Annotated in this window: 14 protein-coding genes; 6 read left to right on the top strand and 8 right to left on the bottom strand. The window is 65.9% G+C overall.

Translation table 11 applies throughout. From position 1 onward, the window contains the following. Window positions 1–132: 132 nt before the first annotated feature. Window positions 133–612: a glutathione peroxidase gene (locus tag ABIA73_RS18820; RefSeq protein WP_025876749.1), complete on the bottom strand. Its 480-nt coding sequence runs from the start codon at window positions 610–612 to the stop codon at window positions 133–135. 159 nt (window positions 613–771) lie between these two features. On the opposite strand from ABIA73_RS18820, the gene ABIA73_RS18815 reads away from it, so the two are divergent. Then, entirely contained in the window at window positions 772–2,940 is a 2,169-nt protein-coding gene (locus ABIA73_RS18815) for a M3 family metallopeptidase (RefSeq protein WP_025876748.1), read from the top strand. 375 nt (window positions 2,941–3,315) lie between these two features. After that, window positions 3,316–3,783 carry a hypothetical protein gene (locus ABIA73_RS18810; protein WP_354276154.1) on the top strand — a complete coding sequence of 156 codons (468 nt, stop codon included), beginning with the start codon at window positions 3,316–3,318 and terminating at the stop codon, window positions 3,781–3,783. A gap of 68 nt (window positions 3,784–3,851) precedes the next feature. On the opposite strand, the gene cfa is transcribed toward ABIA73_RS18810, so the two are convergent. The 3 genes from cfa to ABIA73_RS18795 are packed head-to-tail and all read right to left on the bottom strand — an operon-like array spanning window position 3,852 to window position 6,207. Next, window positions 3,852–4,967, bottom strand: a complete 1,116-nt coding sequence (cfa, locus tag ABIA73_RS18805; protein ID WP_059064639.1) for a cyclopropane fatty acyl phospholipid synthase — start codon at window positions 4,965–4,967, stop codon at window positions 3,852–3,854. Window positions 4,968–4,986: 19 nt separating this feature from the next. Beyond that, window positions 4,987–5,868, bottom strand: a complete 882-nt coding sequence (locus tag ABIA73_RS18800) for a DUF3298 and DUF4163 domain-containing protein (protein ID WP_105165031.1) — start codon at window positions 5,866–5,868, stop codon at window positions 4,987–4,989. A gap of 36 nt (window positions 5,869–5,904) precedes the next feature. Beyond that, a complete protein-coding gene (locus ABIA73_RS18795; RefSeq protein WP_025876743.1) occupies window positions 5,905–6,207 on the bottom strand; it encodes a GNAT family N-acetyltransferase in 303 nt (100 codons plus the stop codon). A 208-nt stretch (window positions 6,208–6,415) separates the two neighbouring features. On the opposite strand from ABIA73_RS18795, the gene ABIA73_RS18790 reads away from it, so the two are divergent. Continuing rightward, window positions 6,416–6,577 carry a hypothetical protein gene (locus ABIA73_RS18790; protein ID WP_167552091.1) on the top strand — a complete coding sequence of 54 codons (162 nt, stop codon included), beginning with the start codon at window positions 6,416–6,418 and terminating at the stop codon, window positions 6,575–6,577. A gap of 58 nt (window positions 6,578–6,635) precedes the next feature. Here the strand turns inward: ABIA73_RS18790 and ABIA73_RS18785 are convergent, their stop codons facing one another. Beyond that, window positions 6,636–7,262, bottom strand: coding sequence for a rhomboid family intramembrane serine protease (locus ABIA73_RS18785; protein WP_025876742.1), 627 nt, complete (start codon window positions 7,260–7,262; stop codon window positions 6,636–6,638). Between the two features lie 7 nt (window positions 7,263–7,269). Then, entirely contained in the window at window positions 7,270–8,835 is a 1,566-nt protein-coding gene (locus ABIA73_RS18780; protein WP_025876741.1) for a POT-type proton-dependent oligopeptide transporter, read from the bottom strand. 162 nt (window positions 8,836–8,997) lie between these two features. Here ABIA73_RS18780 and ABIA73_RS18775 point away from each other — a divergent pair, with 162 nt between their 5' ends. After that, window positions 8,998–9,834 (top strand): endonuclease/exonuclease/phosphatase family protein, encoded by an 837-nt coding sequence (locus ABIA73_RS18775; protein ID WP_025876740.1) that lies wholly within the window; start codon window positions 8,998–9,000, stop codon window positions 9,832–9,834. A 113-nt stretch (window positions 9,835–9,947) separates the two neighbouring features. Here the strand turns inward: ABIA73_RS18775 and ABIA73_RS18770 are convergent, their stop codons facing one another. Continuing rightward, window positions 9,948–10,559, bottom strand: a complete 612-nt coding sequence (locus ABIA73_RS18770) for a superoxide dismutase (protein ID WP_005410310.1) — start codon at window positions 10,557–10,559, stop codon at window positions 9,948–9,950. A 220-nt stretch (window positions 10,560–10,779) separates the two neighbouring features. Here ABIA73_RS18770 and ABIA73_RS18765 point away from each other — a divergent pair, with 220 nt between their 5' ends. Together ABIA73_RS18765 and ABIA73_RS18760 are read left to right on the top strand one after the other, a co-directional pair. Continuing rightward, complete coding sequence (locus tag ABIA73_RS18765; RefSeq protein ID WP_354276153.1) at window positions 10,780–11,232, top strand: guanyl-specific ribonuclease; 453 nt, start codon at window positions 10,780–10,782, stop codon at window positions 11,230–11,232. Further along, the gene (locus ABIA73_RS18760; RefSeq protein ID WP_025876732.1) at window positions 11,229–11,642 is read left to right on the top strand and encodes a barstar family protein; all 414 of its coding nucleotides are present in this window, start codon (window positions 11,229–11,231) and stop codon (window positions 11,640–11,642) included. Before ABIA73_RS18765 ends, ABIA73_RS18760 begins: the two co-directional genes overlap by 4 nt. Window positions 11,643–11,764: 122 nt before the next feature. Here ABIA73_RS18760 and ABIA73_RS18755 read toward each other — a convergent pair whose 3' ends face one another. Beyond that, window positions 11,765–13,477 (bottom strand): hypothetical protein, encoded by a 1,713-nt coding sequence (locus ABIA73_RS18755; protein WP_354276152.1) that lies wholly within the window; start codon window positions 13,475–13,477, stop codon window positions 11,765–11,767. Between the last annotated feature and the right edge of the window lie 6 nt (window positions 13,478–13,483).

The raw sequence follows: 13,483 nt of genomic DNA, 5'->3' as shown, positions 1-13,483 counted from the left end.
CCCGCGCCGGCGGGGGGGGCCCCGGGGCCCCTTCGTGGTCGGGGGGCGGGTCGTCCCACAACCCCGGGGGGGGGGGCGGGCCGCGGCGGGGGGGGGGGGGGGGGCCGGGGGGCCCGGCCCCGCCGCTACCGGTCAAAGCAGCGCCTCGATGCCGCCGCGCAGCTGCTCCGGCTTGGTGGTCGGCGCATAGCGATCCACCACCTGGCCCTGGCGATCGACCAGGAACTTGCTGAAGTTCCACTTGATGCGGGCGATACCCAGCAACCCGCGCTTCTCATGAGACAGCCATGCCCACAGCGGGTCGGCACCCTCGCCATTGACCTCGATCTTCTGCGACAGCGGGAAGCTGACCGGGTAATCGATCGAACAGAACTGGCGGATCTGCGCGGCATCGCCCGGCTCCTGCGCGCCGAACTGGTTGCAGGGAAATCCGATCACCACCAGACCGCGATCACGATAGTCCTGCCACAGCTGTTCCAACCCGGTGTACTGCGGGGTAAAGCCACAGCGGCTGGCCACGTTGACCAGCAGCAGCGGACGGCCCTGGTACTGCGCCAACGCCTGCGGCTGGCCTTCAAGGTCACGGAAGCTGAAATCGTAGGCAGTGGTCATGGCGGATGGCCGTGGGCGGTGATTGCATGGTACCCGGGCAGCCACCCAAGGGGTGGCCCTGCTGCGGGGTGGCTTTGCCAACATGCCTTTTGACACAAGTGCGGGCGCGCCGGGCCGGGTTACCCTCGGGCCCTTGTTTGCCTTACCGGAGTATCGACCTTGACCACCCGCCTTGCCCTTGCCGTGGCCATGACCCTCGGCCTTGCCCTGCCCGCCTATTCGGCCAGCGCCGCCGCCCCGGCCACCGCTACCAATGCCCAGCAGGCCAATCCGTTCTTCGCCGACAGCCCGCTGCCGCTGCATTTCCCGCAGTTCGACAAGATCAAGGACAGCGACTTCGCCCCGGCCTTCGACGCCGGCATGGCGCAGCAGCTGAAGGAAGTGGAGGCGATCGCCAACACCAAGGCCAAGCCGACCTTCGACAACACCATCATCGCCCTGGAAAAGAGCGGTGACACCCTGGACCGCGCGACCACCGTGTTCTTCAGCCTGGTCGGCGCCGACACCAACGACACCCGCAAGAAGCTGCAGGCCGACTATTCGGCGAAGTTCGCCGCGCACAGCGATGCGATCGCGCTGAACGGCAAGCTGTTCGCACGCATCCAGGCGCTGTATGACAGCCGCACCACCCTGGGCTTGGACGCTGAAGGCGTGCGCCTGGTCGAGAAGTACTACGACAACTACGTGCGCGCCGGCGCCAAGCTGTCCGAGGCCGACAAGACCAAGCTGAAGGAAATGAACGCCGAGCTGGCCAACCTCGGCACCAAGTTCAGCCAGAACGTGCAGTCGGAAGTGAACGCTTCGGCGATCACCGTCAACGACGTCAAGGAACTGGACGGCCTGTCCAAGGAGCAGATCGCCGCTGCCGCCGAAGCCGCCAAGGCCCGTGGCCTGGACGGCAAGTACGTGATCACCCTGCTCAACACCACCGGCCAGCCGCCGCTGACCAACCTGGCCAACCGTGCCCTGCGCCAGAAGATCTACGAAGCGTCCACCACCCGCGGCAGCCGCGGCGGTGAGTTCGACAACACCGCGCTGGTCGCGCGCATCATGCAGCTGCGCGCCGACAAGGCCAAGCTGATGGGCTTTGCCAACTTCGCCGCCTACAACCTGACCAACCAGACCGCCAAGACCCCTGAAGCGGTCAATGCGATGCTGGGCAAGCTGGCCCCGGCCGCGGTGGCCAACGCCAAGCGCGAAGCCGCCGACCTGCAGGCAATGATCGACCAGGAACAGAAGGCCGCCGGCAAGCCGACCTTCAAGCTGGAGCCGTGGGACTGGGCCTTCTACAGCGAGAAGGTGCGCCAGGCCAAGTACAACTTCGACGAATCACAGCTGAAGCCGTACTTCGAGATGAAGAACGTGCTGGAGAACGGCGTGTTCTTCGCCGCCAACCAGGAATTCGGCCTGACGTTCAAGCAGCGCACCGACCTGCCGGTCTACCACGATGACGTCACCGTCTATGACGTGTTCGATGCCGACGGCAGCCAGCTGGCGATCTTCATCTTCGACCCGTACGCACGCGCCTCCAAGCGCGGCGGTGCGTGGATGAACTCGTACGTCTCGCAGTCCAAGCTGACCGGTTTCAAGCCGGTGGTGGCCAATCACCTGAACATCCCCAAGCCGCCGGCCGGCCAGCCGACCCTGCTGACCTGGGATGAAGTGAGCACCACCTTCCACGAGTTCGGCCATGCCCTGCACGGCATGTTCTCGAACGTGAAGTATCCGTACTTCTCGGGCACCGCGGTGCCGCGCGACTTCGTCGAGTTCCCCTCGCAGGTCAACGAGATGTGGGCCGACAATCCGGCCATCCTGAAGAACTACGCCAAGCACTACCAGAACGGCTCGGCAATGCCGCAGGCACTGCTGGACAAGGTGCTGGCCGCGGCCAAGTTCAACCAGGGCTTTGCCACCACCGAGTACCTGGGCGCCGCCATGCTCGACCAGCGCTGGCACCAGATCGGCCCGGACCAGGTCCCGGCCGCCAAGGACGTGATGGCCTTCGAGCGCGCCGCGCTGGAGAAGGACGGCATCTACTATGCGCCGGTTCCGCCGCGCTACAAGACCCCGTATTTCAGCCACATCATGGGCGGCTACTCGGCCGGCTACTACGCCTACATCTGGTCGGAAGTGCTCGACGCCAACACCCAGAAGTGGTTCCGCGACAACGGCGGCCTGAGCCGCAAGAACGGCGACCACTTCCGCGCGACCCTGCTGTCCAAGGGTGGCAGCGTGGATGCGATGCAGCTGTTCCGCGATTTTGCCGGCCACGAGCCGCAGATCGAACCGCTGCTGGAAAAGCGTGGCCTGACCGGCACCGGCAACTGATCGTCGGCACCGCATAGCGTGAAACGAAAACCGCCCGGGAGACCGGGCGGTTTTTTTTCGCCGGGGGCAGACCTGGCGCATTGCCGATGCTGGCCTTTTACCCGCTGTCGCATTCGCCTCTTGCCATGACGTAGGTGCAAGAAGATGGCCGCGTCATATACCCCTCATTCAGCCAGATACAGCAGTTCGCGACACCGCTTGTCGCAAATCAAATGGAGTTGTCAGGAGAAGATCATTCCACGACGAAATTTGACAGTGGCCCCAGAACGCGCGGTGCCGCTTGTGGCCCACTCGGCCCCGACCGACCACGGAGGGAGGCGAGCACAGGAGGTGCGAACGCCAGTCAATCGTCCTGACTTCCCGTTGTGAAAAAACATGAAAATGCGCTTCAAAGCTCCCTTGCTGCCTGCCAGCGTGCTGGCTGGCATCGCAATCTTTTCTGCATCCCAGGCCATGGCTGCAGGACGTGCGTACGACACGCAGGAGGTTGCCTGCAACGATCCGGCAGATGCGGTCTGTCTGTCGTGGAACCTGCAGACCGCTCCGGGCGGATCCCGCACGGCCGGCATCAATGTGACGCTGATGGAGGGCGAGAGCATTTCCGGCGTCGTCAAGCCCAAGGCAAACCGGTACACGACGACCAAGCTGCGCGCCAATCCCGACCTGGACATCTACATTGGCATGGGCTTTGAACCCACCGAAACGCAGTTCACCTGCAAGGTCGATGAGCTCGAGGAATGCCGCATGAGCGGACGCAATCTGCCGCCGATGCACTTCAAGGTCAGAGCCCGAACCGACACGGCCAACACGTCGTTGGGATACGTCTACACCGTCGCCAACTGACGCAAGGGTGATGGCGCAGCAGCCCGGCAAGACGGCGGGCTGCTGCGGTTGCGCGCCTCCGCCGGCGATCACCGCGGCGCTACATATCCCCCGGGCACGCCCTCCGGCGACAGCACCAGCTGCCACAGCTGCGCATGCCGGCAGCGGAAGCTGGCCATCGATCCGGCCAGATAGAAACGCCACATGCGCCGGAAATGTTCGTCATAGCGCGCGTCCAGCCGCGGCCACGCCGCTTCCACGTTGCGCCGCCAGGCTTGCAGCGTCAGGTCGTAGTCGGTACCGAAGTTGTGCCAGTCCTCCAGCACGAAGCGCCCTTCGAACGCCCGGCTGATCTGCACCGCCGACGGCAGCATCGAATTGGGAAAGATGTAGCGGGCGATCCACGGATCGGTGCGGTGACGCGAAATGTTGCTGCCGATGGTATGCAACAGCAGCAGTCCCCGCGGCGAGAGGCAGCGCCGGGCCACGTCGAAAAAGCTGCGGTAGTTCTTGTCGCCCACGTGTTCGAACATGCCGATCGAAAAGATCGCATCGAAAGGTTCATCAAGTTCGCGATAGTCCTGCAACCGGATCTCGATCGGCAGGCCAGCGCACAGCTTGCGGGCGAAGTCGGCCTGCTCCTGCGAGATGGTGATGCCCACGCCACTGACACCGTATCGTTCGGCGGCGAACTTCAGCGCCTCGCCCCAACCGCAGCCGATGTCGAGCACGCGTTGCCCGGGACGCAGCCCCAGCTTGCGGCACACCAGGTCCAGCTTGGCTTCCTGCGCGCCATCCAGATCGTCGGCATTGCGCCAGTAACCACAGCTGTAGACCAGGCGCTGGCCAAGCATCGCCTGGTACAGGTCATTGCCAAGGTCATAGTGGCGGCGGCCGACTTCGTAGCTGCCCGCCCCGGACTGCAGGTTGAACAGGCGCGCCTTCAAGGCGTCGGCCACCTCGCGCCAGCCGTGCACCCGTTCGTCCAGGTGCGCCTGCATCAGGTGGTACAGGAACTCGTCGAGGACGTTGGCATCCCACCAGCCGTCCATGTAGCTCTCGCCCAGGCCGAGTGACCCGTGCGCGATGACCCGCGCGAAGAAACGCGGGTCATGCACCTGGATATCCTGCGGCCGGGTTCCATCGATCTGGACCCCGGCCTCGTGGAGCAGGCCGGTGACCCGCTCCTGCAACCCTGTATCCACGTCACCTCCTCGTCTACGGTTACCCGCGTGCGAACAGCTCCACGTAGTCCTTGGCCACGTGTGGCAACAACACCGAAGCCGGCACATCGGCGGTCTGGGTGCCGTCCGAGTATGGACCCACCTGGTAGGGCGGGAACACGAAGCGCAGCGCGGTGATCTGTCCCTTGTCGTCGGTCAGCGGCTGGAACTGGCTGAAGTTGTCGGCCTGCGGACCGGTGCCGTCGGCGATCATCCGCGAGGCATTGCGCAGCGATTCCTGCAGCTGCGACGGGTCCATGTCCTCGCCGCTGAGGCGGGTGGCCACACGCTCGCGCAGCTGGTCGGCGACGAAATCGCTGATCGCTTTCCATCCCTTGGCATCGGCCACCAGCTTCTCGGCGCTCAGCATCTGCTGCTGCGCGGGCAGCCACACGAAACGAGCAACCAGCGGTTCGCCATGGGCGCCGCCGGTGTAGCGGCTGCCGTCGGCACTGACCACCACCAGCTGCGGCGTCTCCAGCAGCTTCTCGAAGCTCAGCGACAGCTCATAGGGCATGGTCGGCTTGTCGTTGCCCAGCCCGTCCAGCGCCTGCTGCAGATCGCTGCGGGCGGAGGTGGCATAGGCCTGCAGCGCGCGTGCCAGGCCCGGATAACGATCGATGCCCGCCGGGTAGCTGATGCCGACCACTTCACGTTCGTTGTTCTCGATCACATCGCGCAGATCCAACGGCGCTTCCGCCGCGGGTGCCTCGGCGGTGCCGGTGGTTTCGGCCGCAGGTGCGGCATCGGTGGCCGGGGCCGCCTCGTTCTCGCGCTGGCAACCGGCCAGCAACAGCACGCCCATAGCGCCGGCCAGCACGCTGGCGTGCAGTGGCCGGTTGTTTCCAATCTTCATCGGGATCCCCTGTTCATGTTCATGCATCATCGCCTGCCCTGGCTGAAGGGTGGCCCGCTGGATTCAGCCCACAAGCAGATCGTGGTACTCCTCGTGCCGCTGCAGGAAGGCCTCGGCATAGGCACATGCCGGCACCACCTTGTACTTCTGCTCACGGGCGAAACGCAGTGCGACCCGGGTCAGCTCACCGGCAATGCCGCGGCCGGCGATCGGCTCGGGCACTTCGGTATGGGTGATGACCATCCGCCTGCGCTTGATCTGGTACTCCAACAGTGCCACCTGCCCACGCACACGGGCGGTAAAACGGTGGTTGACCTGATCGTGTTCGACCTCGTAAGCCAGACCGGGGGGCGTGACCGAAGCCATGGGACTGTCTCCTGCGGCGACTGCGTGGATGGTGCGCACGCGGGCGCCATGATCGCGTGAAGTCTGAACAGGGACAAGTCTGCGCCCGTTGCGTCAGTTGTTGCCCTCAAGCTTCAGGCCAACCGGCCGCTAACCCCTCTGCAGGGGTGCGCCAGCCTGGCATGCCCCTTGCGACAGCTGACCAAGCGATCTGCCGTGGAGGCCCGTGATGCACCCCAGCGATTCCCAAACCGATACCGATCACGCCCTGCTGGAGGGCCTGCTGCAACTGGCCGTGGAGGGACAGACCGAAGACCAGGCGTTCCAGAGCATCGGCGAGGAAGTCTTCTCCCGCCTGCTCGATACCTACGGTCAGCAGACCCGGGCCTGACCCGGAGCGGGGCCGCAGCCCCGGGGGTCGGATCCAGTGGATCCGACCCCGGCCGCCCTCAGCCGCCGCCGAGGCGGAAGGTCGGGTTGGACAGTTCGCGCAGGAAGTGACTGAAGATGCTCGGCTGCATGGCCAGCATGAAGATCACGCCGAACGCCGCACCGGCCAGGTGCGCGCTGTGGTTGATGCGATCGCCACCGCGCTTGTCCATCCAGATGCTGTAGCCGACGTAGAACGCGGCATAGACGATCGCCGGCGCCGGGATGAAGAACACCAGGATGATCGACCACGGCTTGATCAGGATGAAGGCGAACAGCACCGCCGACACCGCCCCGGACGCACCGAGGCTGAGGTAATTCGGGTTCTTCTGGTTCTTCAGGTAGCTGGGCAGGATCGAGACCAGCAACGCACCGACGTAGAACGCCGGATAGACCAGGTAGCTGCCGGTCAGCTGCACCATCACGCTCTCGATGAACCCCCCGAAGAAGAACAGGGTGATCATGTTGAAGATCAGGTGCGACCAGTCGGCATGGATGAAGCCGTAGGTGATCAGGCGGTCGTACTGGCGGTGGCGATCCACCGCCGGCGGCCACAGGATCAGGCGGTCGGCCAGCTTGCGGTTGTTGAACGCCATCCACGACAGGATGGCGGTGATGGCGATCAACAGCAGATTGACGGGGGTCATGTCAGGCTCAGGCGGTGCGGTAGTTGTCGACCATACGATAGCGTCGTGCATACCAACCAAAGGCCAACGCCGCGATGAAGGCGAAGCCGGCGAAGAAGAACATCAGGAATGCCGCCTCGCTCAACCCGGTCCCCGCGATCTGGTGGGTCACCGTCTCGTTGCGTACGGCCGCATTGGACAGCAGCACCCACAGGTTGCCGATGGTGGTGGTCAGGTTCCAGAAGCTCATCACCACGCCCTTCATCGCCTGCGGGGCCTGGCTGTAGGCGAACTCCAGGCCGGTGGCCGAGACCAGCACCTCACCGAAGGTCAGCAGCGCGTACGGCAGCATCTGCCAGAAGATCGACATCGCATTGCCGCCATCCATCACCACCTGGATGCCACCCACCACGATCCAGGCCAGGCCGCTGAAAGCGATGCCGGCGGTCATCCGGCGCAGCGCAGTGGGCTCGAAACCGAAGCGGCGCAGGGCCGGGTACAGCACCAGGTTGTTGAACGGAATCAGGATCATCACCAGCAGCGGGTTCAGCGCCTGCATCTGCGAGGCGGTGAACCAGCTCGGCATCTGCATCTGCTGGCCCTGCAGCACCCAGGTCGAGGCTTTCTGGTCGAACAGCGAGAAGAACGGCGTGGTCAGGGCGAAGATCACCAGCACGCGCAGCACCGAGCGCACGCCTTCCACGGCTTCGGCCGGATGCTGGCCACGCGCGCGGTCCAGCTGCAGCCAGGTGCCACCACCGATGCCCGCCAGGATCGAGACCAGCGCCAGGCACAGGCAGATCACGATGCCGAGCGAGCCGACCAGGCCGAACGAGGCCACCGCCAGCACCAGGCCGAGCACGGCGATCACCAGGCCCGGACGGCCCTGGCCGGCCACCCGCGTGGTCAGCGCGGTGCGCACCACATTGGCGAACGAATGCGGGTCCTTGGGCGGCAACGGCACCAGCACGTAGCGCTTGCGGCCCAGCCAGAACACGAAGGTGGCGATGAACATCAGGATGCCCGGAATACCGAACGCCCACTGCGGGCCCCAGTTCTTCAGCACCAGCGGGATCAGCAGCGAGGCGAACAACGAGCCGAAGTTGATGATCCAGTAGAAGGCGTCGAAGACGATCTTGGCCAGGTGCTTGTTGCTCTGGTCGAACTGGTCGCCCATGAACGAGGCCACCAGCGGCTTGATGCCACCGGCGCCCAGCGCGATCAGGCCCAGGCCGAGGAAGAAGCCGCCACGGCTGCCCTCGAACAGCGCAAGGCACAGATGGCCCATGCAGTAGACCAGGCTGAACCACAGGATGGTGTGGTACTTGCCGAAGAACTTGTCGGCCAGCCAGCCACCGAGCAGCGGGAAGAAATACACGCCGATCATGAAGCTGTGCATGATGTCCTTGGCTTCACCGGCACGGCCTTCGGCTGTGATTTCCTGCAGCAGCAGGGAGGTGATCAGGAACTGCACCAGGATGTTGCGCATCCCGTAGAAACTGAACCGCTCGCAGGCCTCATTGCCGATGATGTACGGGATCTGGCGCGGCATCTTTCCCTGGCCGGCGATGGGGGCGACTGCGTCGTGGCTCATCCTGTAAGGCATTCCTGCAAAACGAAAGGCGCAAGAGTACCGGAACCTGTGCGTGCGAAGCACGCTGCAGGGCTGCATGACAGGCGCGCCAAAGCATGGCAGGCATGTGCGGCCCTGCCGGAAGTCACGGAACCTGCACGGCAAAAGCGTAAACTTATCGTTATGCGCCCCCTCCCCTTTGCCCGCATCCTGTCCAGCTGCCTTGCCCTCATGCTGGCCGTGCCTGCATTGGCACGACCGCAGGCGCCGCCGGCCGCCGGCCTTGCCACGGAGGTGCGGCAATTGACCGTCGCCGCGCTGGAACTGCCCAGCCGTGATGAAGGGCAATGGAAGCAGCGCCGCGAACAGGTGCTGCAGCTGCTGACCGATCTGCAGCCGGATGTGATCTCGGTGCAGCAGGTCCTGCAGCAGCAAGGGCGCAACCCGGCCTGCTGGTTGGCCAGCCGGCTGCGCTACAGCTGCGATTTCGTCACCGCAGACCCGCCGAGCCAGCCGGTCCGGCATGGCAACGCGATGCTCAGCCGGCTGCCGGTCAGCGAGGACGGCGTCACCCTGCTGCATCCGCCGGGCACCTTCAGTGCCGCCGGCATGATGCGCCTGCGGCTGGGCGACAACGACGTCAACGTCTACGTCGCGCGCCTGCGGCCGGAGCCGGATGAGGCCACGGCCCGACAACATCAGACCAGCGACCTGATGACCTGGATCGGCGCCACGGCCGAGGGCATGCCGAGCCTGATCGCCGGGGATTTTTCCGCAAGCACCGTCGAGCTGGTGCGCAGCACCCCCGGCTTCCAGCCGGCCCGGCGCAATCCCGGCGCACCGGCGGCCAGCGGCGGCGGCGCCAGTGGCCATGGGCTGGATGTGCTGTTCCAGGTCAAGCACTTCGGCGGCATCCGCCAGCAGGCGATCATGCTGCCCGCCGATGGCGACCTGCCCGGCCTGCGCCTGGGCGTGATGGCGACGCTGCGGCTGCAGGACGTGGCTGCCACCACCGAATGAGAGCCATGAGGTTGCCGGCCAGCGGCCGGCACTACCGATGCGCAAAAAAAAAAGGCCGGGGTCTCCCCCGGCCTTCTGTTGAAGCCGCCGGGCATGGCCCGGCGCTACCGTTCTCAGGCGATCGCTTCCTGGTAACGGCGCTCGACTTCGTTCCAGTCGATGACGTTGAAGAACGCGCCGATGTATTCCGGACGACGGTTCTGGTACTTCAGGTAGTACGCGTGTTCCCACACGTCAAGGCCGAGGATGGGGGTGTTGCCTTCCATCAGCGGGCTGTCCTGGTTGCCGGTGCTCTCGACCACGACCTTCTTGTCCGGGGTCACGCTCAGCCATGCCCAGCCGCTGCCGAAACGGGTCAGCGCAGCCTTGGTGAAGGCGTCCTTGAACTTGTCGAAGCCGCCCAGGTCCTTGTCGATGGCCTTGGCCACGTCGCCCACCGGGTTGCCGCCAGCATTCGGAGCCATCACGGTCCAGAACAGCGAGTGGTTGGCATGGCCGCCACCGTTGTTGCGCACCGGACCCTGCAGGTTCTCGGGCAGCGACTTCAGCTTCTTCACCAGTTCTTCGACCGGCAGGTCAGCGTACTCGGTGCCTTCCAGCGCCGCGTTGACGTTGTTGATGTAGGTCTGGTGATGCTTGGTGTGATGGATTTCCATCGTCGCCGCATCGATATGCGGTTCCAGCGCGTCGTAGGCGTAGGACAGCTTGGGCAGGGTGTAGGCCATGATGCATCTCCTGATTGCGAGGGCACCCGACGGTGTCGGGCGTTGCGCGGTGAATGATGGGGACAGGCCGCCAGATTACCAAGGGGGATGTAAAGGAAATTGCGTCCTGCAGGTGAGCATGCCGGCAATTGTTACGCAGCGGTGACGCGGCGCGCGCCCTCATGCAGGGTGCAGCGCGCAGGCGCTACAGTGGGCGCGCCACCCTTGCCTGCTCCTGCCCATGCGCAACCCCCGGCTGTTGATCACTGCCATCGTCCTGCTGCTGCTCGGCCTGGTCGTCAATCATTTCCTGCAGCGGCCGCCGCCGCCGCAGTTCGCCCCCGACCTGCAGGGCACTCCGGCGGCCAACGCATCGGCGCTGCGCAGCAACAGCGACAGCGGCCTGCCCGGCTTCCTTCCGGCCGAGGCCCGCCAGACCATCGCACTGATCCAGCGCGGCGGCCCGTTCCCGCATCGGCAGGACGGCAGCACCTTCGGCAACCGCGAACAACAGCTGCCACAGCGCCCGCGTGGCTACTACCGCGAGTACACCGTCGACACGCCCGGTGCAGGCAACCGCGGCGCGCGGCGCATCGTCACCGGTGGCAACCCGCCCGATGCCTGGTACTACACCGATGATCACTACGAATCGTTCCGCAGCTTCACCGTACCGCCCTCCGGAGAACGCCCATGAGCCACGATGATTTCGGCCTCGGCCTGCATGACATCAACAATGCCGGCGTCTACGCGATCGACAGCTCCGATATCAGCGCGCTGTCGGCAGCGATGCGCGATGCCGACCTGAAGGTGATCCGGATCGACCTGGATGGCGTGGGCGACAAGCGCACCCTGCTGGCGCGGCTGGCCGCCCAGCTTGATTTCCCTGCCGGCTTCGGCGGCAACTGGGACGCCCTGTCTGACAACCTGCGCGACCTGCAATGGCTGCCGGCCCATGGCTATGCGCTGTTCCTGGCCGACGTCGATGCCCTGCGCGCCGGTGCAGGCAAGGAGTTCGACACGCTGCTGGACATCCTGGATGAAGCCAGCCGTGACTGGGTAGGCCGCGACGTCCCTTTCTGGGTGTTCCTGTCGCAGAGCGAATGACCTGGTAGAGGCCGACCTTGGTCGGCATGCACGTGAAGCCCATGGATCATCCACGCATGGCGTGGATCTACCCGGCGCAGCTGGATGCACAGTAGATCCACGCCATGCGTGGATGCGGCACCCTACCGGCTGCCGTTATCTTCCTGCAGCTCTTTCTTGAACGGGATATCCGGCGGCGGACGCGCCACTGCCGGCTGGTCCTGCATGTTCGGATCGGTGAGGCCACAGCCGCCACCGGCCTGCAGGATCGAGATCACGCAGGAAATCTTCGTGCTGGTACCCGGCAACGGAATCTCCATTGCCTTGACACCCTTGCGCACCCATTCGGCAAGCAGCGATTCCTGCGGCACCCAATACTTGTCGAACGAGGTAGGCGTGTAGTCGTACGGCGGCCGCTTCAGCCATTTGCCGGACTCGGCGATGCGCTCCTTGCTCCAGCCGTCGTTGACCCCACCGGGTGCGCCGCGCTCGGCCTTGCCGGCCCCGTCCTGGCCGGCCACGCGTACGCTGCCGTCAGCGTTGAACAGACCATCGCCCTTGCCCGCACTGGTTTGCGCGGCGCCCTGGTTGGCACCGTCGCGATTGCGGCTGGAGGCGCCCCAGTCGTCACCGCGGGCGGGCGTTGCCCAGTTGCCCGGGGCCGGTGCCGGACGGGCGCCCGCCTGTGCGGCGGCGGTACTGGTCGTCGCAGGGCGCGCCACGCTGGCGCTGTTCTGGGCCGAACTGCCGGCGGATGCCGGCGTCGGCGTGGTCGCGCTGCCTGCCGCAGTCGACGCGGCAGGTTGCGGAGCGGCAGCAACCTCCCGTTCGCGCACCTGCACCTCGCGCCCGGCAGGCGCACGCACCGTGGGCTCGCGCCCTGCGACGGTGGCCATGCGCACCTGCGGATCGGTCATCGCCTGCACTTCGCGCTCGCGCACCTGCACGTCGCGCTGCGGCACGCGTACCTGGATGTCGGTGGTGCGCATCGGCTGCGGCGCCACCGGCGCTTCAACCGTGCTGATTTCGCGCTCCTGCACCTGTACATCGCGCACGCGCGGCGCCTGCACTGCCACCTCGGGCGTGCGTACCGGCGTTGCTATCGGCACAGACTGTACCGGCTGCACGCTGCGCTCGCGCACCGTCAGAATGGTGTCGCGAGGCACGACGCTGACCTCGGTGCGCGGCAGTGCGACCGGCGGCACCACGAATTCGGCGGTCGCCTCTGCAACTTCGGTGGCCTGTACCGGCGAGGGCGGCGGTGCGGCCACCGGCGCCGGCTCCACCTCGGGCGGCGGCGGCACGCTTGCGGTCGGTGCCGTGGCAGCGGCAGCAGAAGACGGCGCAGGTGCAGACGGTTGCGGCCGGGGCGCTGTCGCCGCTCCGGCATCCTGGCCTGCGGCTGCGGCACCGGCCTCTGCGGCGGCAGCCGCCTCGGCACCGGGTTGGTCGCCGCCGCCTTCCTGTGCAGCACGGCCGACGAATTCAATCTGCACGCGCTCACCCTCGCTGCCCTGCTCGTCCGGCGAAGACGTGCGGATCACCGCCACCCAGAGCAGCAGCAGGAAGAACAACAGATGCAGCAACGCGCTGAGCAGCGCCGAGGTCCAGCGCATCCAGCGCTGGTCGCGTGGCGCCGGATCCCAGTCCTGCCAGAACAGGCGACGCAGGGACGCCCATGGCCCCAGCCCCGGCAAGCGCCCCGGAGGCCCGGGCAGCGGCCGCGGCAGCGGCGCCAGCGTCCGCAGCCAGATCGCCCAGCCGTACGGCAGGCCGGTGCTCTTCTCGAGGATGGGCGGTCGCTGCTGGCGCGCCAGCAGCAGGTCGATGAGTTGCTCGGCTCTGGGCAGAGGCACGCGTTG

The sequence above is a fragment of the Stenotrophomonas sp. 2694 genome (assembly GCF_040548715.1).
Taxonomy (GTDB): domain Bacteria; phylum Pseudomonadota; class Gammaproteobacteria; order Xanthomonadales; family Xanthomonadaceae; genus Stenotrophomonas; species Stenotrophomonas indicatrix.
Note: the sequence above shows the minus strand (reverse complement) of the source record. Positions and strands in the feature narration are given on the sequence as shown.